This window comes from Aquibium oceanicum (genome assembly GCF_001889605.1).
GTDB lineage: Bacteria > Pseudomonadota > Alphaproteobacteria > Rhizobiales > Rhizobiaceae > Aquibium > Aquibium oceanicum.
Window position 1 is genome coordinate 3,705,700 of record NZ_CP018171.1, and the last position, 21,016, is coordinate 3,726,715.

Annotated in this window: 24 protein-coding genes; 12 read left to right on the plus strand and 12 right to left on the minus strand. The window is 65.8% G+C overall.

Features of this window, described 5'->3' with window-relative positions; genetic code table 11:
• Positions 1–6: 6 nt before the first annotated feature.
• A complete protein-coding gene (gene trxB / locus BSQ44_RS18105; RefSeq protein ID WP_072606538.1) occupies positions 7–981 on the minus strand; it encodes a thioredoxin-disulfide reductase in 975 nt (324 codons plus the stop codon).
• 237 nt (positions 982–1,218) lie between these two features.
• Between trxB and BSQ44_RS18110 the strand changes: the two genes are divergently transcribed.
• Positions 1,219–1,719 carry an Lrp/AsnC family transcriptional regulator gene (locus BSQ44_RS18110; protein ID WP_072606539.1) on the plus strand — a complete coding sequence of 167 codons (501 nt, stop codon included), beginning with the start codon at positions 1,219–1,221 and terminating at the stop codon, positions 1,717–1,719.
• A gap of 1 nt (position 1,720) precedes the next feature.
• Here the strand turns inward: BSQ44_RS18110 and BSQ44_RS18115 are convergent, their stop codons facing one another.
• Positions 1,721–2,443 carry an FkbM family methyltransferase gene (locus tag BSQ44_RS18115; RefSeq protein WP_157894630.1) on the minus strand — a complete coding sequence of 241 codons (723 nt, stop codon included), beginning with the start codon at positions 2,441–2,443 and terminating at the stop codon, positions 1,721–1,723.
• A gap of 174 nt (positions 2,444–2,617) precedes the next feature.
• Between BSQ44_RS18115 and BSQ44_RS18120 the strand changes: the two genes are divergently transcribed.
• Both BSQ44_RS18120 and BSQ44_RS18125 read left to right on the plus strand, forming a co-directional pair.
• The gene (locus BSQ44_RS18120; protein ID WP_072606541.1) at positions 2,618–3,454 is read left to right on the plus strand and encodes a glycosyltransferase family 2 protein; all 837 of its coding nucleotides are present in this window, start codon (positions 2,618–2,620) and stop codon (positions 3,452–3,454) included.
• The gene (locus BSQ44_RS18125; RefSeq protein ID WP_072606542.1) at positions 3,451–4,482 is read left to right on the plus strand and encodes a glycosyltransferase; all 1,032 of its coding nucleotides are present in this window, start codon (positions 3,451–3,453) and stop codon (positions 4,480–4,482) included. The genes BSQ44_RS18120 and BSQ44_RS18125 overlap by 4 nt, the downstream gene beginning before the upstream one ends.
• On the opposite strand, the gene BSQ44_RS18130 is transcribed toward BSQ44_RS18125, so the two are convergent.
• From BSQ44_RS18130 to BSQ44_RS18155, 6 genes are all read right to left on the minus strand, one after another.
• Entirely contained in the window at positions 4,479–5,570 is a 1,092-nt protein-coding gene (locus BSQ44_RS18130; RefSeq protein ID WP_072606543.1) for a glycosyltransferase family 4 protein, read from the minus strand. The two genes, BSQ44_RS18125 and BSQ44_RS18130, sit on opposite strands and share 4 nt — an antisense overlap.
• Positions 5,571–5,580: 10 nt before the next feature.
• Entirely contained in the window at positions 5,581–6,054 is a 474-nt protein-coding gene (greA, locus tag BSQ44_RS18135) for a transcription elongation factor GreA (RefSeq protein ID WP_072606544.1), read from the minus strand.
• Positions 6,055–6,225: 171 nt separating this feature from the next.
• Positions 6,226–6,822, minus strand: coding sequence for a hypothetical protein (locus BSQ44_RS18140; protein WP_157894631.1), 597 nt, complete (start codon positions 6,820–6,822; stop codon positions 6,226–6,228).
• A gap of 198 nt (positions 6,823–7,020) precedes the next feature.
• Complete coding sequence (locus BSQ44_RS18145; protein WP_072606546.1) at positions 7,021–8,412, minus strand: MATE family efflux transporter; 1,392 nt, start codon at positions 8,410–8,412, stop codon at positions 7,021–7,023.
• Positions 8,413–8,672: 260 nt separating this feature from the next.
• Positions 8,673–9,206 (minus strand): tetratricopeptide repeat protein, encoded by a 534-nt coding sequence (locus BSQ44_RS18150; protein WP_072606547.1) that lies wholly within the window; start codon positions 9,204–9,206, stop codon positions 8,673–8,675.
• Positions 9,207–9,318: 112 nt separating this feature from the next.
• Entirely contained in the window at positions 9,319–9,669 is a 351-nt protein-coding gene (locus BSQ44_RS18155) for a DMT family protein (RefSeq protein ID WP_072606548.1), read from the minus strand.
• Between the two features lie 151 nt (positions 9,670–9,820).
• Here BSQ44_RS18155 and BSQ44_RS18160 point away from each other — a divergent pair, with 151 nt between their 5' ends.
• Positions 9,821–10,246 carry a DUF3775 domain-containing protein gene (locus tag BSQ44_RS18160; RefSeq protein WP_072606549.1) on the plus strand — a complete coding sequence of 142 codons (426 nt, stop codon included), beginning with the start codon at positions 9,821–9,823 and terminating at the stop codon, positions 10,244–10,246.
• A gap of 223 nt (positions 10,247–10,469) precedes the next feature.
• Positions 10,470–11,246, plus strand: coding sequence for an extensin-like domain-containing protein (locus BSQ44_RS18165; RefSeq protein ID WP_114580091.1), 777 nt, complete (start codon positions 10,470–10,472; stop codon positions 11,244–11,246).
• A gap of 15 nt (positions 11,247–11,261) precedes the next feature.
• Here the strand turns inward: BSQ44_RS18165 and BSQ44_RS18170 are convergent, their stop codons facing one another.
• Together BSQ44_RS18170 and BSQ44_RS18175 are read right to left on the minus strand one after the other, a co-directional pair.
• Positions 11,262–12,140: a DUF1206 domain-containing protein gene (locus tag BSQ44_RS18170; RefSeq protein ID WP_072606551.1), complete on the minus strand. Its 879-nt coding sequence runs from the start codon at positions 12,138–12,140 to the stop codon at positions 11,262–11,264.
• Positions 12,141–12,242: 102 nt separating this feature from the next.
• A complete protein-coding gene (locus BSQ44_RS18175; RefSeq protein ID WP_072606552.1) occupies positions 12,243–12,842 on the minus strand; it encodes an NADPH-dependent FMN reductase in 600 nt (199 codons plus the stop codon).
• 90 nt (positions 12,843–12,932) lie between these two features.
• Here BSQ44_RS18175 and BSQ44_RS18180 point away from each other — a divergent pair, with 90 nt between their 5' ends.
• Both BSQ44_RS18180 and BSQ44_RS18185 read left to right on the plus strand, forming a co-directional pair.
• Entirely contained in the window at positions 12,933–13,304 is a 372-nt protein-coding gene (locus tag BSQ44_RS18180) for a winged helix-turn-helix transcriptional regulator (RefSeq protein ID WP_162276746.1), read from the plus strand.
• Positions 13,305–13,386: 82 nt separating this feature from the next.
• Positions 13,387–13,851: a GNAT family N-acetyltransferase gene (locus BSQ44_RS18185; protein ID WP_072606554.1), complete on the plus strand. Its 465-nt coding sequence runs from the start codon at positions 13,387–13,389 to the stop codon at positions 13,849–13,851.
• 4 nt (positions 13,852–13,855) lie between these two features.
• Here the strand turns inward: BSQ44_RS18185 and BSQ44_RS18190 are convergent, their stop codons facing one another.
• Complete coding sequence (locus tag BSQ44_RS18190) at positions 13,856–14,245, minus strand: acyl-CoA thioesterase (protein ID WP_072606555.1); 390 nt, start codon at positions 14,243–14,245, stop codon at positions 13,856–13,858.
• Positions 14,246–14,430: 185 nt separating this feature from the next.
• On the opposite strand from BSQ44_RS18190, the gene BSQ44_RS18195 reads away from it, so the two are divergent.
• The 5 genes from BSQ44_RS18195 to BSQ44_RS18215 all read left to right on the plus strand — a co-directional run bounded on the left by BSQ44_RS18195 (position 14,431) and on the right by BSQ44_RS18215 (position 20,092).
• A complete protein-coding gene (locus tag BSQ44_RS18195) occupies positions 14,431–16,047 on the plus strand; it encodes a GMC family oxidoreductase (RefSeq protein ID WP_072606556.1) in 1,617 nt (538 codons plus the stop codon).
• Between the two features lie 77 nt (positions 16,048–16,124).
• On the plus strand, positions 16,125–17,336 hold the full coding sequence (locus tag BSQ44_RS18200; RefSeq protein ID WP_072606557.1) for a mandelate racemase/muconate lactonizing enzyme family protein: 1,212 nt from the start codon (positions 16,125–16,127) through the stop codon (positions 17,334–17,336).
• A gap of 112 nt (positions 17,337–17,448) precedes the next feature.
• Positions 17,449–17,883 (plus strand): DUF4383 domain-containing protein, encoded by a 435-nt coding sequence (locus tag BSQ44_RS18205; protein WP_072606558.1) that lies wholly within the window; start codon positions 17,449–17,451, stop codon positions 17,881–17,883.
• A gap of 9 nt (positions 17,884–17,892) precedes the next feature.
• Entirely contained in the window at positions 17,893–19,020 is a 1,128-nt protein-coding gene (locus BSQ44_RS18210) for a hypothetical protein (RefSeq protein WP_235633260.1), read from the plus strand.
• Positions 19,021–19,045: 25 nt separating this feature from the next.
• The gene (locus BSQ44_RS18215; RefSeq protein ID WP_072606560.1) at positions 19,046–20,092 is read left to right on the plus strand and encodes an alpha/beta fold hydrolase; all 1,047 of its coding nucleotides are present in this window, start codon (positions 19,046–19,048) and stop codon (positions 20,090–20,092) included.
• 1 nt (position 20,093) lies between these two features.
• Here the strand turns inward: BSQ44_RS18215 and BSQ44_RS18220 are convergent, their stop codons facing one another.
• Positions 20,094–21,014: an NAD-dependent epimerase/dehydratase family protein gene (locus tag BSQ44_RS18220; protein WP_072608142.1), complete on the minus strand. Its 921-nt coding sequence runs from the start codon at positions 21,012–21,014 to the stop codon at positions 20,094–20,096.
• Positions 21,015–21,016: the final 2 nt, after the last annotated feature.

The following is a 21,016-nucleotide window of genomic DNA, read 5'->3' on the forward strand; positions in this document are numbered from 1 at the left end:
GCCGGCTCATTCGGCCGCTTCGCGATGCGTCTCCATTTCGGCCAGGTATTTCTCGGCCTCCAGCGCCGCCATGCAGCCCATGCCGGCCGCCGTCACCGCCTGGCGGTAGATGTCGTCCGTTACATCGCCCGCGGCGAAGACCCCGGGAACGTCGGTGCGCGTGGAATCGGGCGCCGTCCAGAGATAGCCGTTCGGCTTCTGCTTCAGCTTGCCGGCGAAGAGTTCGACCGCCGGCGCATGCCCGATCGCAACGAAGACGCCGTGGATCGGCAGGTCGCTGATCTCGCCGGTATGCCTGTTGCGCAGCCGGATGCCGTTGACCGATGGCGGCATCGGCGGCTTGGCGGGTTCGCCGACGATCTCCTCGATTACGGTGTCCCACAGAACCTTGATGTTGTCCTTCTTGAAGAGACGATCCTGGAGAATGCGCTCGGCACGGAATTCGTCACGCCGGTGGATGACCGTGACCGACTTCGCGAGATTGGACAGATAGAGCGCCTCCTCGACAGCGGAATTGCCGCCGCCGATGACGACCACGTCCTTGCCGCGGTAGAAGAAGCCGTCGCAGGTGGCGCAAGCCGACACGCCGAAGCCCTTGAAGGTCTCCTCGCTGTCGATGCCGAGCCACTTCGCCTGCGCGCCGGTCGCGATGATGAGCGCGTCGCAGGTGTATTCGGTGCCTGAATCACCCTTCAGCCGGAAGGGCCGGCTCGCGATGTCGGCCTCCACGATGATGTCGCTGACCATGTCGGTACCGACATGCTCGGCCTGCTTCATCATCTGCTCCATCAGCCACGGCCCCTGGATCGGATCGGCGAAGCCGGGATAGTTTTCTACGTCGGTGGTGATCATCAGCTGCCCGCCCTGCTGCATGCCGGCAATCAGCATCGGCCGAAGCATGGCACGCGCGGCATAGATCGCGGCGGTGTAGCCGGCGGGGCCCGAGCCGACGATGATGACGGGTGCGTGCTTCTTGGTCATGGCCGTTCCTCTGCACAAAAGGCAAAAGCCCCGGCGCCCGACGGACGACGAGGGATGATCTCCGCCGCTGATCTAAGGTTCCCATCCACCCTTGTGCAAGTGCGCAGGCCGCTTTCACACAGGACACGTCCGGGAAGCCGCACGCCGCGAGCGCCATGCTTGGCTCGGTCCAACCTTTGCCGTATGTCTTCGAGCGCGACAGATTCTTTCGCCGTCAACCGACCGAGCACCCGTGACATGCCCATCAAGGCCGATCTGGACGCAACCGACTGGAGGATCCTGCGCGAGTTGCAGAACGACGGGCGCATGACCAACGTCGAACTGTCGCGGCGCGTCGGGATCTCGGCTCCGCCCTGCCTGCGGCGGGTCAAGCGGCTGGAAGAGTCCGGCGTCATCCGCGGCTACCGCGCCCTGCTCAACGCGCCGGCGCTCGGCTACGACCTGGTGGCATTCTGCCTGGTCGGGCTGCACCACCAGTCGGATGCGGAACTCAAGTCCTTTTCCGAACTGACGCGCGCCTGGCCGATCGTGCGGCGGGCGTGGATGGTGTCGGGAGAGTCCGATTTCCTGCTGCACTGCGTGGCGACCGACCTGACGACGTTCCAGACCTTCGTCATCGAGCAGCTGACGTCGGCGCCCAACGTCGACACCGTGCGCACCGCGCTTACGATCCGGCAGGTCAAGGACGAAGGGCTGGTCGACATAGAGGCGAGCAGCGGCCCCGCCGCCGGCCGGTAATCTACTGTGCAGGAGTTCCGCTCGTCTCGCGCACGAGATGAAGCGTCTTGTGGGCGCGTTCGGCGACCGCGAAGCCCAAGCCTTCAAGACGCGCCAGCATGGTATCGATCACCTCCTGCCCGGTCACCTGGGGATGGATCTCCACTACGATATGGGCGACGCCGTCGAGGTTTCCCTGCGAAAGAAGATCGGTCTCGATCCCTTCCACGTCCATGATGACGATCCCGGGGCGGTGGTCCCGCACGATGTCGTCGAAGGCATCGGCGGCGACCTCGATCGCCTCGGCGGAGCTGCCCCGCTTCGCCAGTGACGAGGAGACGATGTTGTCGTCGCGGTTGAACGTCACCGGCCGGCCGTCGAGGTTGACGGCGCGCATCACCAAGCGCGGCTCGACGCCGTTCAGCGCGAAGTTTCCGCGGATGATAGGTTCGAGCTTCGGGTTGGCCTCGTAGGAGACGAGGTTGCCCGGACCGCAAAGCCGGGCCGCGAGAGACGCGACGACGCCAATGCCGGCGCCGATCTCCAGCACCCGGTTGCCCGGCCGCACGATCTGCCTAACCAGCCGCCGCTCGTGGACCTCGTAGGTTTCCTTGAACAGCGCCGAGCGGACGGAGCGCGGCAGGCCGGCCGCGGCGGTCGAGACCTTGATCCCGTCGAGTTCCACCACGCGCCGGTTCATGAGCCGGCGCCAGTGGAGCTTCACGTTGCGAAACGGGTTTGCCAATGCGCTGACCATCTGTCTGCGGGCGGCTTCGCCCGGCTGTTGAAGCTTGCCTGCGACCGCCTTTTCTGCTCAAGGGGTCCGCGATGCGCTCGCCCGGGAGCGCGGGACGAGGCCGGCGTCATATAGCAGACACGGCGAGCCCCACAAGGCGCGGGTGAACCGCCGAAGCTGACGATGCCAGACAGACTCCCCCTCTCCGCTTTCATCATCTGCCAGAACGAGGAGGCGTATCTCGGGCGCTGCCTGGAAAGCCTCGACCTGTGCGCGGAGATCGTGGTCGTCGATTCCGGCTCGACGGACGGGACGCTGGCGCTGATCGTTAGGTTCATCGAACGGGGTTTCCCGATCCGGCTGTTTCGCGAGTCCTGGCGCGGCTATGCTGGGCAGAAGCAGTTCGCGCTGGAACAGTGCCGCGAGCCATGGTGCTTCAACATCGATTCCGACGAACGTCTCGACGAGGCGTTGCGGGCCGCCCTACCCTCCCTGCTCGAAGCTCCCGAATCGGTCGTCGGCTGGAAGGTCGCGCGCCGGCCCTACCTGATCGGCTACGGCTTCACGCCCGAGAAGGTGCGCGAGCGCAAGAACCTGCGGCTGATCCGCAACGGCCGCGGGCGCTACGATCTCGCCCAGCGCGTGCATGAGGGCATTGTGCCGGACGGTGAGGTCCGGCCATCGGAGAAAGGCAGCCTGCTGCACTTCCGGCCACTACCGATGGACGAGCAGATCCTCAAGGAAAACAAGTACTCGTCGCTGAAGGCGGATCAGATCGTCGAAGCCGGCCGGGGGCCGCGCAAGCTGAAGATGGTCTTCAACCCGCCGCTCTATTTCCTGCGGCTCTACCTGCGCAACGGCTTGTGGCGCTGCGGCTTCCCCGGCTTCATCGAGGCGATGACGGGCGCGGTGTACTCATTCCTCACGGAATCGAAGATCTACCAGCGCAATGCGCTCAAGATCGCGCCGGCCAGCGAGCCAGTCGAAACAACGGCGGACACCCGGAGCGACGCGCGATGAAGGTGATGCATTTCCACTTCGGCAAGGACGGCGGCGCCGAGAGGTTCTTCGTGCACCTTTTGAACGGGCTGGCCGAGCGCGGCGTGGAGCAGCGCGTCGTGATCAGGCCCGGGCGCAACTGGAAGCGGAAGATCGATCCGTCGGTGGAGGTCATCGAGAGCCATTTCCGCACCGCCTCGCTCGACCGAATCCTGCTGCCGCTGCGCATGCGCGCCATGGCGAAATCGTGGAAGCCGGACGCCATTCTGGGCTGGATGCCGAAGGGCGCGAAGCTGGTGCCGGCCGTCGAAGGCCCGCTGAGGCTGACGCGGCTCGGCGACTATCCGACGACCCTGAAGAAGTTCCGCAACGTCGAGGTGGTGGTGTGCAACACGCCCGGCATTGCCAAGCATGTTCAGGACATGGGCTGGCAGCGCGACGTGCGCGTCATCTCGAACTTCACCGAATCCGTGCCGGCGACGCCGGTCGCGCGCGCCGAACTCGACACGCCGGAAGATGCCTTCGTGGTCTCGGCCGCGGGCCGGTTCGTGCCGCGAAAGGGCTTCGACGTGGTGCTGCGCGCGGTGGCCAAAGTTCCCGACGCCTATCTCTGGCTGGTCGGCAACGGAGAGGAAGAGGGCAACCTGCGCAGGCTGGCCGACGAACTCGGCATGACGGAACGGGTGCGATTCGCCGGCTGGCAGTCGAACCCCGGCGCCTACGTCGCGGCCTCCGACTGCTTCGCCGTCGCCTCGCGCCACGAGCCGCTGGGCAACGTCGTCCTGGAAGCCTGGGCGCAGGACGTCCCGGTGGTCTCGACTCGGTCCGAGGGGCCGACATGGTTCATGCGCGACGGCGAGAACGGACTGCTGGTCGATCTCGACGACGACGAAGCCATGGCCGAGGGCATCACGCGCTTGCGCAGCGACGCCGAACTGGCGAAGACGGTGGTGGCGGGAGGACGGCGGACCTTGCAGGAGCGCTTCTCGAAGGAAGCCATCACGCAGGCTTATATGGACCTGTTCGCCCGCCGCGAGGCCGGGGCCTAGGATCCCGCGCCGCTGGCAACGCGAGCATAGATCCGGGCAAGCATTTCGGCTTCCTTCTCCAACGGAAACTTTTCGCGCGCTCGCTGAAGGGATTCGCGTCCGGCGGATTGCCTCTCGTCGTCATCCGCCATGTAGGCACCGGCAGCGGCAGCCATCGCTTCGGCGTCGCCGGGAGGGATGATCGCGCCGGTGACGCCATCGACGACCAGTTCGGAGAAGGCGCCGACGTCGGTCGCGACCACGGGGACGGCGCAGGCCATCGCCTCAAGCGGCGTCAGGCCGAACCCTTCCCAGCGCTGCGGCGCGACGAAGAGGTCGAGCGCCTTGTACCATTCGTGGATGGCCGTGTGCTCGCCGACGAACAGGATGCGGTCCTCAAGTCCGGCGGCCGACACCCTTGCCCGCAACTCCTCTTCGAAACCGGCATGCGAACTCGTCGTCCGGCCGGCGACGACGGCCGACCAGTCCGGATGGTGCGGTAGTGCGGCGATCATGGCATCGACGAACACGTCGGTCCCCTTCTGGCGCCGGATTCGGCCGAAGCAGCCGACATAACGGCGCGCGGGATCGAGCCCGACCGCCGCGCGCGCTTCCGCGCGATCCGCGGCCGGGCTGAACCGGTCCGTATCAATGCCATGCATGACGACGGTGTTCTCGACCTCGAGATAGTCGGCTGTACGCCGGCTGGTCGCGATCACCGCATCCATGCGGCGGATGAGGAACTTGGTCCACCGCGTGTGGCGGCGCTGCGACGCGGAGGTGAAGACGAGACGCAGCGGCATGCGCAGCACGTCGCGCAGGATCACGCCCGGCAGCATCTCGACGTTGCGCCGCGCGTGCCAGACCCGGACGGCGGAGCCGGCCGGGGCGCGCCACAGGCGGGGCAGGTCGCGAAGACGAAGCGATGGCAGGCTGTCGGGAAGACCCGGGCCGACCACGGCCACCCGCGTGCCCATCGCGCGCTGCTTCGGCACGAGCTGGATGATCGTGGATGTCACGCCCGAGAGGCGCCGTTTGAAGTTCGGCGCGATCACATCGACCTCGCGCACATTCACCCGGTCTCCCGGCGTCGCGCCGCCGGCCGTCATGGATGCAGGCTCAGGCCCACTTCACCTTGAGGATCTCGTAGCCGCGCGCGCCGCCTGGCGCATTGACCTCGATCGTGTCGCCGACGCCCTTGCCGATCAGCGCGCGCGCGATCGGCGAGGAAACGGAGATGCGTCCGCCCTTCACGTCGGCTTCCTGGTCGCCGACGATCTGATAGGTCTTCTCCTCGTCGGTGTCCTCATCGACGATCACGACAGTGGCGCCGAACTTGACCTTGTCGCCGGAGAGCTTCGACACGTCGATGACCTCGGCGCGTGCGATCAGGTCCTCGAGCTCGCCGACCCGGCCCTCGTTGAGGCTCTGCGCTTCCTTCGCCGCATGATACTCCGCGTTCTCGGAGAGATCGCCATGGGCGCGCGCCTCGGAAATCGCTTCGATGATGCGCGGCCGCTCCTCCTGCTGGCGCCAGCGCAGCTCTTCCTTGAGGTTCTGGAAACCGCCTTCGGTCATCGGGACCTTGTTCATTCGTGCGACCTTTCCTCGCCGGGTTCCGCCCGCCGTCTCGTAGTATCCTGGGGGCGGGCACAAAAAGAAAACGGTCCGCGAGCGTGGGCAGGCGGAACCGCAACCTCTTAGTCAGGCAAGATATAGCAGCGGATCGCGCGAGATTCACGCTAAAAATGAGCCATCGTCGCGTCAGCTTGCGATTATGGCCGCCGAGAGGGTGGTTTTTACCGGAATCTCGGTGTCCAGGCGCCGCTCGGCGACCTCCTCAATGCGGCGGCCGATGACGCTGATTGCCTGTGACGGGCGTGCGATATCGGCCACACAGATCGTCTGCCGCGTCGACAGTTCGAAAACCAGCATGCCGCTGCCCGTCAGCCGCCCGACCGGCCCGCGGCTCGACGTCAGCCGCCGGATCAGCGCGTAGGGAATCTCGTACGGTTCGCTGCGCGGAAATCCGGTGTGTACGAACACGGCGTGAGACATCACGTCGACCCGCGCCGTGAACCGCCGCAGCACGGCATGTGCGATGAGGAACGGTCCGCCGAGGGACAGCACGATCAGGCACAGCCTTGCCAGGGCACCGTCGCCGCGGCCGGCCAGTGCGAGCCAGGCATAGGTCAGGCCGTAGCCGCCGAGGATGACGGCGGCGGGCAGCAGGACGGAAACGGTCGACGGAAGGAAGGCTCCCTCCGCACCCACGTCCAGATTGTCGTTCTCACCCCTCATGCGCCCGAATCGCAATTTACCCACCGAGCGGGAGGATACACCTCTTTTCGCCACAGTCACGGAACAGAGTTCCGTCGGGGAATGCGGTAGGGCATGAGTCCGGTCTTACCGGACGCGGAAATGCGCGGAGTTGGCCAATGAAGAAACCCACGCTGATTGCCGCCCTCTTCGGGATCGGGCTTTCCGCCGCCATGCTGATCGGCGAGGGCGTGAACGCAACGCAGCCGCCGCTGGTCGCGCCCACATCCCTCCTCGCCTTCAGCCAGGCGTTGCCCGGAACACACCCCAGCGATGCCCGGTCCTTCGGCGGGTGGACGCCAGGAGGGCAGTGGCAAGCACGACCATGAGCAGTTCCGATGTGGGGCCGGCCAGCCATATGCCGGTCTCGCCCAACAGGATCGGAAGGCAGAAGGTCAGCGGAATCGCAAAGAGGTAGGTGCGGGTGAGGCTGAGCAATGCCGAACGCCCGGCATCGCCGATCGCCTGGAAGTATCCCGATAGCACGAGGATGGGTCCGGCGACGAAGTACATCATCGTGGCGATCGGCAGGATGCGCCTGATCTCGGCGATCGTGGCAGGATCGTCGACGAAGACGCCTCCGAGGCTTCCGCGCAGCGAGAAGAACAACGTCTGCATGCCGGCGCAGTAGAGAAGCGCCAGCGCCGCGCCCAGCTGCAGCGCCGCATCGGAGCGGTGCCACAGCGAAGCGCCGAAATTGTTGCCGGCGATCGTCTGCATGGACATCGAGAGACCCATCAGTGGCAGGAACGAGAAGGTGAGGATGCGGGTAATCACCCCGTAGGCCGCCACCGTTGCCGCGTAGTGATCCGCCGCCCAGACCTGCAAGGCATAGATGATCGCCGCCGATCCGAGCGAGATGCCGACGAAGCTAAGGCTCTGCGGCGCGCCGAGCGCCAAAAACCTGTTCCAGCCGCGGTTCCAGCCGAAGAGCGACAGGTCCCGCAGCCGCAACACGGTCCGCCCCCGGAGGCGAAAGACGACGACGGCGGCGAGCGCGGTGCTCTGCGCGAGCACGGTGCCGACGGCGGAGCCGGCGACGCCCTGGTCGAACACCACGATCAGCAGATAGTTGAAGGCGATGTTGGCGAGCGAGGTGGCAAGGCTCACCGCCGCCATGAGGCCCATGCGGCCTTCGCATCGCAGCGCGTCGGCGTTGAGCGACAGCGCGAAGGCTACCGGCGAGCAGAAGATGAGGATGGAGATGTATGTGTATCCCATCGCGGCGAGCGGCGCCGAGCCGTTCGCCACCCAGGCCGTGATGGCGGGGCCGACGAGATAGAACACCGACACCAGAAGCGCGCAGACCAGCAGCGCGAGCGCATGCGCGCTGACGAAGACCCGCCGTGCGCCGGCATGGTCGCCGGCGCCCAGAAGCCGTGCCAGTACGCTCGCCATGCCGCCGGCGACGATGGTCGAGAGGGCGGCAAGCAGCATGTAGACGGGAAACATGAGGGTGACGGCCGTCAGCGCTTCCGCGCCCACGAACTCGCCGAGGAAATAGGCATCGATAACGGTCAGGAGGCCGTTCATGCCCATGATGAAGATGATGGGCGAAGCGGTCCTGAGGAACAGTTTGGGCAAGGGATGCGTCAGGAACGCATTCTCGCCCGCGTTTGCGGACGCGGTCATTGCGGGTCTCTCCCGTTTTGCATCGGACGGGAATTGGATGGGTGCCCGCATTGCCATTCTTCCGATGCGTCGGTTGAGACGGTCATCGCGGGAGGACTTCACCAGAGCACAATGCTCGCGGGCGGCCGGCGCCTCCAGCCGCGAGTGCGATTATCCGCAAGCGGCGTGAAAGTCAAAGCCGAAGATCAGAGGCATCCAGAAAAGAATAAGCGCGCCGGAAGGCCGGCGCGCATCTATGGTCGAAGTATCGTGACCGGCTGTCAGCCGTTGGCGGCTTCGTAGGCGGCGATGTGCTTCAAGAGTTCGGCGTATTCGGAGCTGTCGCGGCCGGCGCGCTTCTCGATCTCGCCGAGCTCCTGCCTGGCGGACGCCACGTCGCCCATCTGCAGATGCGCCTCGCCGAGATATTCCCGCGTCAGCACGTGGTCGGGATCGATCCGCAACGCTTCCTCGTAGTAGCCGAGTGCGACCAGCAGCTTGCCCTGCTTGCGGTTGGAATAGCCGAGCATGTTGAAGATACGCGGGTCGCCCCGGTCCTCGGCGAGCTTCAGCACCGAGATCGCCTCGTCGTAGCGCCCGGCATAGGCGAGCGCGCGGCCGTTCTCGAACAGGGTGTCGGTGTCGAGGGAGCTCGACTTCTGGACGCATTTCTTCTGCGCGGTATCGTAGACCTCGCCCGTCTTGCATTTCGGCGTATCCGAGGATCCCCCGCCGCCTGCCGCCAAAGCGGGCGAAGCCGCCAGCGGCAAGACGATGGCGAGCAGAGAGGCGGAGCGCAGTACCGTCGACAGCATGATGTCCTCCGTTTCGAAAACAGCCAGACCTTCGTCGCGAAGGCCGTTGGAAGCAACCCTACGTCAATCGCCGCCGCGACGCACTCAAATTGCCGTGACGACGTTTCCGATGCTAGGCCCGGAAGATCACCGCGGCGCCGGCGGCAATAAGCGCGAAGCCGATCAGGTGATTCACCGTGAACGCCTCGCGCAGGTAAAGCACCGAGAACACCGCGAAGACCGACAGCGTGACCACCTCCTGGATCGTCTTGAGCTCCGCAGCCGAATAGACTTCATGGCCGTAACGGTTGGCGGGCACGGCCAGCCAGTATTCGAAGAAGGCGATACCCCAGCTCGCGACCACCACCACGTAGAGCGGCGCGGCCTTGAACTTGAGGTGCCCGTACCAGGCAAAGGTCATGAAGACGTTCGAGGCCACGAGCATGAGGATCGGGAGCACTTTTGGAGAAAGCAACGCGGCCATGGGGATTTTCCGGGCGATGGAGGGACCGGCATTTCAGCCTGGCCGCAGCAACTGTCAACGGTCTGGCCCAAGAGCCGGGGCGCGCCTGATTGCAACGCCGGGCCGTTGAATTCATTATGCGCCAGGTCCGCCACAGCGAAGGAGAACTCCGGTGCAAAAGCCGGTCGAGAGGGAGTGGGAACTGACGATCGATCCGGACACCGTCCGGCTGTTCATCCTGAAGGCCAAGGCGATCAGCGCCGCGGTGAACGACGACTACAACGACGGCAGCGAGCACGAGATCGAACTCGACGATCAGAACCACGACGGCCACCACCATGACGGGCTGGCCGAGGAGGAATCCGAGGACCTGACGAGCGAGGAGCTGCGCGAGCTGATCGACGACCTCAATGTCGATGAGACGGCCGAACTCGTGGCGCTCGTGTGGGTGGGGCGCGGCGACTACGACCCCGCCGAGTTCCAGGAAGCGGTGGCCGACGCGCGGCAGCGCTCCAACAAGCGCACGGCGACCTATCTGCTCGGCATGCCGACGCTGGCGGACTGGCTTGAGGAAGGCCTGGAAGCCATCGGCGCCTGAGCCCGGCGTTTGCAGCGGCCGAAGTTGAATCATCGTCTCAACGGCTTGAATCCGAATTGCCGAAGCAGCGGCTACCGCGTTGTTCCCGAACATCTTTCGGCGCGGCCTGAATCCGGCCACAGGCATGAACGCAACCGCTGAGCTTTCCTTTACCCTTGCCTGATACATTGTGAAGGACTTCGGACGGGAACCAGAGTTCATGCGTATGTCGTTCCTCCGCCGGATGCGCAGCCGCGAAACGGCTTCGCGTCAAAGGCCAGCTGCCGCGCTTCTCCTTTCCGGGTTGGCCATCCTTTCCGCCTGCTCGGTTTCGGATGTTATGCGCCCGAACGTCGATGTGGGGCAGACCACCGCCGCCGTGCCGGCGCGCGGCCTGCAGGCGCTGGTTCCTTCCAATCCGTTCCTTGCGGGATATCCGCGCCTGAACGCGCCAATGTCGCAGCCCGACCTGATGCCGGCCGGCGAACGCGACTGCAGGCGGCAACTGAAGCGCCTCGGCGTGAAGTTCCGCGACGTCGCGCGGATCCGCGACAGCGCATCCTGCGGCATCGACTGGCCGGTCGAGGTCACCGGGTTTTCAGGGAACGTCGGGTTGAAGCCGGCCGCGACGCTCTCGTGCCAGATGGCGCTGGCCTTCGCGAGCTGGACCAAGGACGAACTCGCGCCGGCTGCGCGGTGGCGCTATTTCTCGGGCGTGAAGACGATCCACCAGGGATCGAGCTATTCCTGCCGCTCGATCGCCGGAAGCCGCACGATCTCCGAACACGCGAAGGGGAACGCGCTCGACGTCATGCGCATCGAGCTGAAGAACGGCAACGATATCGACGTCCGCAAGCCGGGCTGGTTCGCCTTCCGCCAGCGTGGCCTTCTGAACAACGTCCGTTCCGATGCCTGCGGCTACTTCTCGACCGTGCTTGGCCCCGGCTACAATGCCGATCACAAGGACCATTTCCACTTCGACATCAAGGAACGGCGCAACGGCTACCGCGCCTGCAAGTAGCGTTCCCGACCGCGGTCAGGTCGCAGCGCGCGCCTTGGCCTTCAACCGCGCTCCCAGCGTCTCGATGTCGTCGCCCGCAACCTTCGGCACGATGCGGTAGGCCGCGTTGACGAAGCAGAACAGCGAGAAGCCGAGCAGCCCGACGCAGACGATGACAACGAGGACCTGCCCGTAAGCCTGGTTCGTCAGCCAGGAGAAGGCCCCGCCGACGCCGCCGGCCGCCTCCGGGTTGGCGCGCCAGGCTGCATAAAGGACCAGACCGCCGATGATCGCCACCACCGCGCCATGCGCGAACAGCCCGGCACGCAGGGCGCCGTTCCAGTTGGTGGTGAAGCGGTTGGCGCTCAGGTAGCGGCGATAGGTCTCTTTCCATCCCTTGTAGAAGAAGTAGCCGGCCGCGCCGAGCACTACCAGCCCGATGATGCCAACGATCCAGCGACCGCCCGGCCACTGCATCACCGTGGAGACGCCGCTCTGGAGCGACGAACTACCACCGCCGCCCGAGCCGCTTCCCGAGCTTCCGCCCGATCCGCCACCGGCGAACAGCAGCGAAAACGCGATCGCGGCGATGGACAGATGAATCAGCCCCGTCACCGCCACCGCGATGCGCGCGGCCATGCCCTTGCCGTCGTCGCCATGATCGTCGAGATCCCAGATCGCGTCGATGACGCGCCAGAGCGCATAGGCGAGCATGCCGAGAAAGATCAGGAAGAGGACGATCCCTCCGCCCGTGGAGTTTTCGAGGTCGGCCAAGGCGGATGACGTGCCTTGCGCCTGACCGCCCCGCCAGATCGCATAAAGCGAGAAGCCGGCCACCACGAGGTAGACAAGCCCCCTCCCCGCATAGCCGGCCCGCATCACCGGGACGGACCAGGAAAGATCGTTCTGTGCCATGCCTTGCTTCCCCTGCTGTTCAGCAGGGACAACAAGCGTGGACAGCCATCGTTCCTTGTCCGCCGGTGCAGCGGCCTTTCGAGGCGTATAGGGAAGACGTCGTCAGGCGGCCTCGGCCTGCGCGCCATCCTCCTCGCGGGCGTTCTTGAGCGCCTTCGTCCACCAGGCCAACTGGTCGAGCATGCCCTTGGCATTGTCTTCGAGATGTGGGAGCTCGCCGAGCTTCTTCTCGCCCTTCATCAGGGCAACGAAGTCCGGCATCAAGATGTGCACGCCGGCGCGGATCGGCGCCATCTGCAGCTCTACGGCATGGAGGCGAAGCTGCTCAACCGCCCTCGCGCCACCGACGCCGCCATAGCCGACGAAAGCAGCCGGTTTGTTGTTCCATTCGGTGTAGGCATAGTCGAGCGCGTTCTTCAGAACGGCCGTCGGCCCGCGATTGTATTCGGCGACGGTGAAGATGTAGCCATCGAGCGAAGCCACCTTCTTCTGCCACAGCTGCGCGGTCTCGTTCTTCGACGGCCCCCAGGCCGGCGACATCTGCTCCTCGAAGAAGGGCAGCGGATAGTCGCGCAGGTCGACGATTTCGACCTCGAAATCGCCGCGCGCCTTGGCGAGGTCGAAGATCCACTGCGCCGGCTTGTCGCCGAAGCGGTTCTCGCGGGTCGAGCCGATGACGACTCCGATTTTGGGTTTGGACATGGTAGTCTCCTTCGGAAACGAACGATGGTATCGAATTGTTACCGACGCTATATAGGTGACCGTTTTTGCGGCGCACAAGGAGGCACTTTCTTGAAACCGAGGCACATGCACTTGACCAATGACTGCCGGGCGGTGAGCGACGTCCTGCAGCGGGTCGGCGACAAATGGACGGTGCTGGTGGTGAGCAAGCTCGGCGGCGGCCCGCTACGGTTCAACGAGTTGCGCAACACGATCGGCGGCATTTCGCAGAAGATGCTGACGACGACGCTGCGCGGGCTGGAGCGCGACGGCTTCGTCACGCGCACGGTTTTTCCCACGATCCCGCCGCGGGTCGATTACGAGTTGACCGATCTCGGCCGCGAACTGCTGGTTCCCGTCCAGGCGCTGGGCGACTGGGCGCTGAAGAACATCGACAGGGTCAACGCGTCGCGCGAAAGGTTCGACGCGGAGCGAGGCCCATAGGGTCGCATCGCGCTGGCTCTTCATGCCGCGGGCACGGTCTGGTGCAGAGCGGGCCCGACCAGACACGCCGGTGAGTTTCGACATGAACGCTCCGCATTCGCCCGCCCTGCTTCGGCCTGCCACCGAGGCTGACCGCGACGCCATCGCCGACATCTGGCACGTAAGCGCCAGCCTGCCGGACGTCGGTCCGACCGACATGCCGAGTCGGCGGGAACTGCGGCTGCGGGTCGACGTGGAGATGGCCACCGGTTGGCAGGTGACGGTGGCGGACGCCGGCGGCGAGTTGATCGGCTTCCTGGCGATCAGGCCAGGCGAGGCGACGCTGAACGAACTCTTCGTGAGGCCGGGGTTCCTGGGCGGCGTCGTCGGCAGGGCGCTGTTCGAGCACGCCAAGGCCGAGATGCCGGAGGGGTTCACGCTCTACACGCGATCATCGAACGCGCGGGCGCGGCGCTTCTACGTGAGGGAGGGCATGGTCCCGTTGCGCGAGGACGTACATCCCCGCTCGGGCGATCCCGTCATCCACTACGGCTGGAAGCCGCGCTGAACGCCTACACCTGCGGGATGGGCTTAGGCTTGCCGGCGGCGTCGAGCGCCACCATGACGAAGTCGGCGTCCGTCACCTTCTCCATCAGGTCCGACAGGTAGCGCTGCGCCCAGGCTTCGACCTTCAGCGTCATGGAGGTGCGGCCGACGCGGGTGACATGGGTGTAGATGCAGAGCGTGTCGCCGATCTTCATCGCCTTGGCGAAGGACATCTCCTTCACCGCCGCCGTCACCACGCGGCCCTTGGCCCGTTCGGCGGCGCGGATGCCGCAAGCAAGGTCCATCTGCGCCATGACCCAGCCGCCGAAGATGTCGCCGGCGGCGTTGGCGTCGGCCGGCATGGCGAGCGTGCGCAGGGTCAGTTCGCCGGTAGGCCTGGTCTCGTCGCCACTCATCGTTTTTCCGATCCGCTCTCGTCCAGTCGGTTGATAGCCACGGCCTAGCCCCGCGGTCAACGCGGCGGCGGGCTGGCAGTCGTCGCTTTTTCCACACAGTGCGGCGCGCCAGCGACAGGACGGACACCCACGCGGAAGGCTAGTCTCCACCCCGTACAGGAGGCGGGCGCGCCGGCAAGACATCCATGCAGACATACGACTTCATCATCGTCGGCGCGGGTTCGGCCGGCTCAGTGCTCGCCGAGAGGCTTTCGGCGAGCGGCCGGTATTCCGTCCTGGTGCTGGAGGCCGGCGGCCACGACCGGCGCTTCTTCGTCCACATGCCGCTCGGCTACGGCAAGACCTTCTTCGATCCCGCCGTAAACTGGAACTTCAAGGCGGAGCCCGATCCGGGGCTCGGCGGCAATTCCGACCACTGGCCGCGCGGAAAGCTGCTCGGCGGGTCGAGCTCGATCAACGCCATGGTGTGGGTGCGGGGCGCGCGCGAAGACTATGACGAATGGCGCGACGCCGGCAATCCAGGCTGGGGCTACGACGACCTGCTGCCGATCTTCAGGACGATCGAGCACAACGAGGCTGGCGAATGCGAGTGGCGCGGCCATGGCGGACCGCTGCACGTCTCCGACATGCGCAAGAAGGTCGACCCGCTGACGCATCTTTTCCTGAAGGCGGCCGGCGAGGCCGGCCTGCCGACGAATGAGGACTTCAACGGCGCCGCGCAGGAAGGCGCCGGCATCTACCAGATCACCACCCGGAATGGCCGGCGCATGTCGGCGGCACGCGCCTTCCTCCGTCCCGCGATGAAGCGAGGCAACGTGCGCGTCGTGACGGGCTCCCATGTCGGACGCATCCTCTTCGAGGGGACCAAGGCCGTCGGCGTGGAATACGAGAAGAACGGCGTCTCGCGCCAGGTACGCGCGGGCCGGGAAGTGATCGTGTCCTGCGGCTCGGTCTGTTCGCCGAAGCTGCTGGAACTCTCCGGCATCGGCGATCCGGCGCTTCTTGGCGGCCTCGGAGTCCCGGTGGTGAGCGCCAACCTGAACGTCGGCGAGAATTTGCAGGACCATCTCGGCATCAACTACACTTGGAAGGCCAGGCGCCGGACGCTGAACCAGCTGCTGCGGCCCTGGTGGGGCAAGGCCTGGGTAGGCATGCAGTATCTGCTTTTGCGCTCCGGTCCGCTGTCCATGTCGATGAACCAGGGCGGCGGCTTCTTCCGCAGCGACCCGTCGCGCACGCGGCCGAACATGCAACTCTATTTCCAGATTTTTTCGACCGTCATCCCGAAGGCGGGCGAGCGGCCGATCCTGACCCCCGACCCGTGGCCGGGCTTTTCCATCGGCCTCTCCAACTGCCGCCCGACCAGCCGCGGATCGATCCATGTCCGCTCCGCCGATCCCGCCGCGCCGCCGAAGATCGTGCCAAACGCGTTTTCGACCAACGCGGACGTGGCGGAGATGCTCGACGCGGTCAAATACCTCCGCCGCCTCGCCTCGATGCCGTCTCTCGCCGCGATCATCGCCGAGGAGATGCTGCCCGGAGCTTCGGTGCAATCGGACGAGGATCTCGTGCAGGATTTCCGCAAGCGCTCCGGCACGGTCTACCATCCGGTCTCGACCTGCCGCATGGGACCCGATCCCGCGACCGCGGTGGTCGATTCGCGTCTGCGCGTTCACGGGATCGACGGCCTGCGCGTCATCGACGCCTCGATCTTCCCCAACAACATCACCGGCAACACCAACGCCGCCGCCATCATGACCGGCTGGAAGGGCGCGGAGATGGTGCTGGAGGACCAGGGGTGAGCGGATGATTAGGGTACTTTCCAATCCGCGCTTGCGGTAGAGCATAGCGATCCCATGCCCCACCCAGGAGAAAACCGATGAAAATCACCGACGTCAAAACCTGGGTCGTGGGCAATCCGCCGCCGGGGATCGGGGGGAAGTATTTCATCTTCGTGCGGCTGACGACCGACTCCAATGTCATCGGTTACGGCGAGGCTTACAATGCCACGTTCGGGCCGCACGTGACGGCCAGGATGATCGAGGACGTGGCGGACCGGTATCTGGTGGGGCGCGATCCGCATGACGTGGAGGCCTTCTTCCGCCGCTGCTATTCCTCCGGCTTCACGCAACGACCCGACGTCTCGATGATGGGCTGCGTGTCGGCGCTGGAGATCGCCTGCTGGGACATCATCGGCAAGGAGGCGGGAAAGCCGGTCTACAAGCTCATCGGCGGCCAGGTGCACGAGACGCTGCGCACCTACACCTACCTCTATCCGCACTCCGGAAGCGTGCACACCGAGGACGTCCACGGCAGCAATGTCTACAACGATCCCGACCTTGCAGCGGAATGCGCGGCGGAATACGTCGCGCAAGGGTTCAACGCCGTGAAGCTCGATCCCGCCGGCCCCTATACCGCCTATGACGGCCACCAGCCACGGCTCGTCGACATCGACCTGTCGGCGCGCATGGTGAAGGCGATCCGCGAGGCGGTGGGCACGAAATGCGATATCCTGTTCGGCACGCATGGGCAGTTCACCGCTTCGGGAGCGCTGCGCCTGGCGCGCGCCATCGAGCCCTATGATCCGCTGTGGTTCGAGGAGCCGGTGCCGCCGGACATGCCCGAGGTGATGGCGCAGGTGGCGCGCCAGACGTCGATCCCGGTGGCGACCGGCGAGCGGCTCACGACCAAGACCGAGTTCGCCCGCGTCATCGAACACCGCGCCGCGAGCATCCTGCAGCCAGATCTCGGACGTTCCGGCGGTATTTTGGAAACCAAGAAGATCGCGGCGATGGCGGAGGCCTATCACATCCAGGTGGCGCCGCACTGCTATTGCGGCCCGATCGTCGGCGCGGCGAACATCCAGCTCGCCGTCACGCTGCCGAACTTCCTCATCCTGGAATCGCTCAAGACCTGGGACGGCTTCCACGCGAAGCTCCTGAAGAAGAAGATCGAATGGCAGGACGGGAACGTCGTGCCCTCCAAGGAGCCCGGCATCGGCGTCGAGCTCGACGAGGCGGTCTGCGAGTCGCATCCCTATGACGGGAAGGACCTGCACCTGCAGATGATGCAGACGCCGCTGATGCCGTAGGCGGCGAGCGCGGCGGATTCGGCCGCTCAGCGGGGCGGCGGCGCAAGTTCGGCGTTTCCAGCGATCGGGAATCGGCTATCATTCGCGCACTAACTAAGGGGAAAGTGCTGCAATGTCGCTCATCCAGAAACTCGGCATCGCCTACGCGGTGATGTTCTTCCTGGTCGTGGCGATCGGTTACGTGCCGGCCTTCAACGACGAGAACGGCTATCTCTTCGGCCTGTTCTCGCTGCAATGGTACGATGACCTGCTGCACGGATTCTCGGGGATCTGGGCGCTCGCGGCAGCGTTCGTCTCGCACCGCGCCTCGGTGCTCTATTTCAGGCTCTTCGGCACGGTGTATTTCTTCGACGGCGTGCTGGGGCTCGTCACCGGCTCGGGCTGCCTAGACGGCGGCATCTTCATCGACGGCTTCCGCTCTCTGAACGACATCGAACTGCCGGTTCGCTTCTTCGCCAACCTGCCGCATCTGGCGATCGGCGGCACCGCGATCCTGATCGGCTTCTGGCTGGCGAGGCGCGTCGCGCGGCCGCTCGCCATGGCCTGAGGCATCCCGTTGCTGCGCTTCCTTTGGCGGATCGTCCGGGCGATCCTCATCCCCCTCGTGGTCGTTGTGGCGATACCAGTCCTGGGCTTCGCCTATGGCTGGCTTACCACGTCGCCGCCTCCCCCGCTCACTGATCCGGGCACGCGCGTAGATGCGCCCGCGCCGGAACTGTCGGCGCAGATCCGCCGCGAGATCCCGGGTTACCAGCGGCCGGAGGAATCGACCTTCCTGACCTATCCGGAGTGGTCGATCGTCTATGCCGCGCGCGAATACGCGGATTTCGTCGCCGATCGCAGCGAGAGCGATTTTCCCTACTGGCGCACCATCGGACGATTCTGGCAGGACTATGCCATGGTCGTGCGGGCGACCGAAGACTATCCGTTCAATTCGCAGAACCATGTGATGCTGGTCGTGATCGGCACCAGCCACACAATCGAGCATGCCATCCAGTCGGTGTGGGAGAACACCGTAGGGCGGCTGACCGAGTGGGCGGCCGGCTGGGAGAAGACGCGGCAGGATATATTCCAGGCCGAGGTCGCGGCCGAGTATGCCTCCTTCCTCGACCAGACCCCGTGGTACCGTTTTCCCTACGCCGAAAAGCGCGCCGGCCTGTGGCGCCTTCCCAACGCCAACGGAATGGCGACGCTGCGATCACGCGAGCGCAAGCTGGCGTTCGGCCTCGCCTACACGATCAAACAGGCCTATGCCGGCCTGATCACCGCGGGGCTCGCCGCCACCACCGATCCGGCCTTCCTCGACATCCACGCATGGGCGCAAGGACCGGTGTGGGAGGCGATCGCCGGGGAGCCGGACACGGAGCTCGAAATGGAGCTGGGCGATGCCGGCGTGGTGTTCGTCACCCGCCGCTACCAGGTCTTCACCGACATGATCCCGCGCCTGATCGAAAAGGGCGTCCGCTTCGTCGAGATCGGCGGCAACGACCGCATCTTCCTGACAGTGCTCTCCAACGAAGCCATCCGCCTGCCGGACGGCACTTCCGAGCTCTTCGCCTACCAGGTGCCCGCCGACCCGGCGCTGCGTCGGACAGGCATCGTCGCTTCGGTGCCGCGCCTGCACGAGGTGCTTCCGGAGATCATGCGCAATGGCGTCCGGCTGGAGCACGTTTACGACTACTGAAGATTGACCGCGTAGAGGTGACTTCATGTCGAACCTGCTGCGCAATCTCATCCTGTTCGTCGTAGCGGCCGCAGTGATCGCAGCGGTCTCCTTCCGCGTGCTGGCAGGCATGCGTGAACAATACGATCCGGTCACCGCCGCGGGCGCCAATGCGCGCTTCGCCGAGGTGAAAGGCCTGCGGATCCACTACCGCGAATGGGGCCCGACCAAGGGAACGCCCATCCTGCTCGTCCACGGCACGATGGCCTGGTCGGAAACCTGGCGCGACATCGCGGCACCGCTGGGCGATGCCGGCTACAGGGTGATCGCGCCCGACCTGCCACCTTTCGGCCTGTCGGACCGACCGTCGTCCCGAAACTATTCGCGCAAGGCGCAGGCGGAAATCATCGGCGGCTTCGCCGACGCGGTCGGCCTGGAGAAGTTCGTGCTCGTCGGCCATTCCTTCGGCGGGGGCGCCACGCTCGAAGCTGCCTTCACCATGCCCGACCGCATCCGGCAGCTGATCCTGCTCGACGTGGCGCTGGGTCTGGGGAGCGAAGGAGACGCGCCGCCGCTCGCCGCGCTGCTTCGCGCGCGATGGCTGCGCAACGTCGCGGTGGCGAGCAGCTTCACCAATCCGCTGGCGATCGGGCACGGGCTACGCAGCTTCGTGCGCGACAAAGCGATCGTGACCAAGGAACGCGCCGCGATCTACGAATGGCCGCTGACGCTGGTCAACACGACGGATACGGTCGGAGACTGGATGATGACCGGGCTCTACGGCGACGAGCGCGCATCGCGCGCCGCCGATAGGGCGAACTACGGCGACTTCCCGCGGCGCGTTCTGCTCATCTGGGGACGCGAGGATACGGTGACGCCGCTCGCAGAGGGTCGCGAGATCGCCGGCCTGTTCAGGGATGCCCGGCTGGAGGTGCTGGACGACGTCAACCACCTGCCGCAGATCGAGAAGCCGGACGAGGTGGTGCAACTGGTCACCGATTTCCTCGGGGGCTCCCCGCGTCCGAAGCCGACGAAGGCAAAGCCGATCGTATCCTCGCTACCGCTGCGCGGTTCCGTGGCGGATTCCCGATAAGTCAGGTGCTTGCGCCACTTCCGCGAAGCGGTCCGCAGAGTTCGGCGACCGTCGCGCGGAGCCTGTCGAGGCCGCCAGGACGCCATCCGAGCGCCGTGAGCTTTGCGGTGTCCATGACGTTGAGCGCCGCGGCATCCGCCCGCTCGGGCAGCGAAGACGCGATGCCGGTAACGTCCCCCACCATGGACAGCAGGTCGTGCCGGTCGAGCAGGAGGTCCGAGACGTTGAAGAGCGTTCCGCAGACATCTTCCGGCGGCGCCTCGAGGACGAGCCGCACGGCGGCGGCGACGTCCGCTCCGTACACTTCAGTGGCGACGCGCGGCGGAATGGGCGACCCGGCAGCGAAGTCGCGGAAGAGCGCCGACCATTTGTGTTCGCGCCCGGGCCCGGCGGGTCCGTAGACCCCCGTGACGCGCAGGCTGGTGCCGCAGAAGCGCTTGGGCTCGGAGAGGTCTCGGAGCGCCAACTCGCCGCCGAGCTTCACCTCGCCGTAGAGCGTGTCCGGGTGTGGGTCCATATCCTCGACCAGCGCAGCGCCCGGCGCCTGCCGGCCGTAGACGGCTCGACTCGACAGGAAGACGCAGCGGTTGACGCCGGCACCTTTTGCGGCGGCAAACAGCGCCAGCGTGCCGTCGAGATTGCGGCGGCGGAAACCTTCCGGATCGTCCCCCTCCCCGCCCCGGAACCGAGCGGCGAGATGGTGGAAGCCGGCGTGGACGAAGGCGTCGACGCCGTCGAAGAGGCCAGGGTCCGGCTCGGGACGGTCGAGCGAGCCCTTGGCGAACTCCACGGGACGGCTGAAGAAACCGGCCGGTGGCGGCGTCCGGCCCATGACGCGCACGGCATGACCTGTCTCCAGCAGCGCCTCCACGAGGAAGCGCCCGACGAAGCCGGTGCCTCCGGACACGAGCGTGCGCCGCAGCG

What these genes read in the sequence shown, in the direction of transcription:
- trxB (WP_072606538.1), bottom strand. Translation starts at nt 981, where the DNA reads ATGACCAAGAAGCACGCACCCGTCATCATCGTCGGCTCGGGCCCCGCC.
- BSQ44_RS18110 (WP_072606539.1), top strand. Translation starts at nt 1,219, where the DNA reads ATGCCCATCAAGGCCGATCTGGACGCAACCGACTGGAGGATCCTGCGC.
- BSQ44_RS18120 (WP_072606541.1), top strand. Translation starts at nt 2,618, where the DNA reads ATGCCAGACAGACTCCCCCTCTCCGCTTTCATCATCTGCCAGAACGAG.
- BSQ44_RS18125 (WP_072606542.1), top strand. Translation starts at nt 3,451, where the DNA reads ATGAAGGTGATGCATTTCCACTTCGGCAAGGACGGCGGCGCCGAGAGG.
- BSQ44_RS18130 (WP_072606543.1), bottom strand. Translation starts at nt 5,570, where the DNA reads ATGACGGCCGGCGGCGCGACGCCGGGAGACCGGGTGAATGTGCGCGAG.
- greA (WP_072606544.1), bottom strand. Translation starts at nt 6,054, where the DNA reads ATGAACAAGGTCCCGATGACCGAAGGCGGTTTCCAGAACCTCAAGGAA.
- BSQ44_RS18145 (WP_072606546.1), bottom strand. Translation starts at nt 8,412, where the DNA reads ATGACCGCGTCCGCAAACGCGGGCGAGAATGCGTTCCTGACGCATCCC.
- BSQ44_RS18150 (WP_072606547.1), bottom strand. Translation starts at nt 9,206, where the DNA reads ATGCTGTCGACGGTACTGCGCTCCGCCTCTCTGCTCGCCATCGTCTTG.
- BSQ44_RS18155 (WP_072606548.1), bottom strand. Translation starts at nt 9,669, where the DNA reads ATGGCCGCGTTGCTTTCTCCAAAAGTGCTCCCGATCCTCATGCTCGTG.
- BSQ44_RS18165 (WP_114580091.1), top strand. Translation starts at nt 10,470, where the DNA reads ATGCGCAGCCGCGAAACGGCTTCGCGTCAAAGGCCAGCTGCCGCGCTT.
- BSQ44_RS18170 (WP_072606551.1), bottom strand. Translation starts at nt 12,140, where the DNA reads ATGGCACAGAACGATCTTTCCTGGTCCGTCCCGGTGATGCGGGCCGGC.
- BSQ44_RS18175 (WP_072606552.1), bottom strand. Translation starts at nt 12,842, where the DNA reads ATGTCCAAACCCAAAATCGGAGTCGTCATCGGCTCGACCCGCGAGAAC.
- BSQ44_RS18185 (WP_072606554.1), top strand. Translation starts at nt 13,387, where the DNA reads ATGAACGCTCCGCATTCGCCCGCCCTGCTTCGGCCTGCCACCGAGGCT.
- BSQ44_RS18190 (WP_072606555.1), bottom strand. Translation starts at nt 14,245, where the DNA reads ATGAGTGGCGACGAGACCAGGCCTACCGGCGAACTGACCCTGCGCACG.
- BSQ44_RS18195 (WP_072606556.1), top strand. Translation starts at nt 14,431, where the DNA reads ATGCAGACATACGACTTCATCATCGTCGGCGCGGGTTCGGCCGGCTCA.
- BSQ44_RS18200 (WP_072606557.1), top strand. Translation starts at nt 16,125, where the DNA reads ATGAAAATCACCGACGTCAAAACCTGGGTCGTGGGCAATCCGCCGCCG.
- BSQ44_RS18205 (WP_072606558.1), top strand. Translation starts at nt 17,449, where the DNA reads ATGTCGCTCATCCAGAAACTCGGCATCGCCTACGCGGTGATGTTCTTC.
- BSQ44_RS18215 (WP_072606560.1), top strand. Translation starts at nt 19,046, where the DNA reads ATGTCGAACCTGCTGCGCAATCTCATCCTGTTCGTCGTAGCGGCCGCA.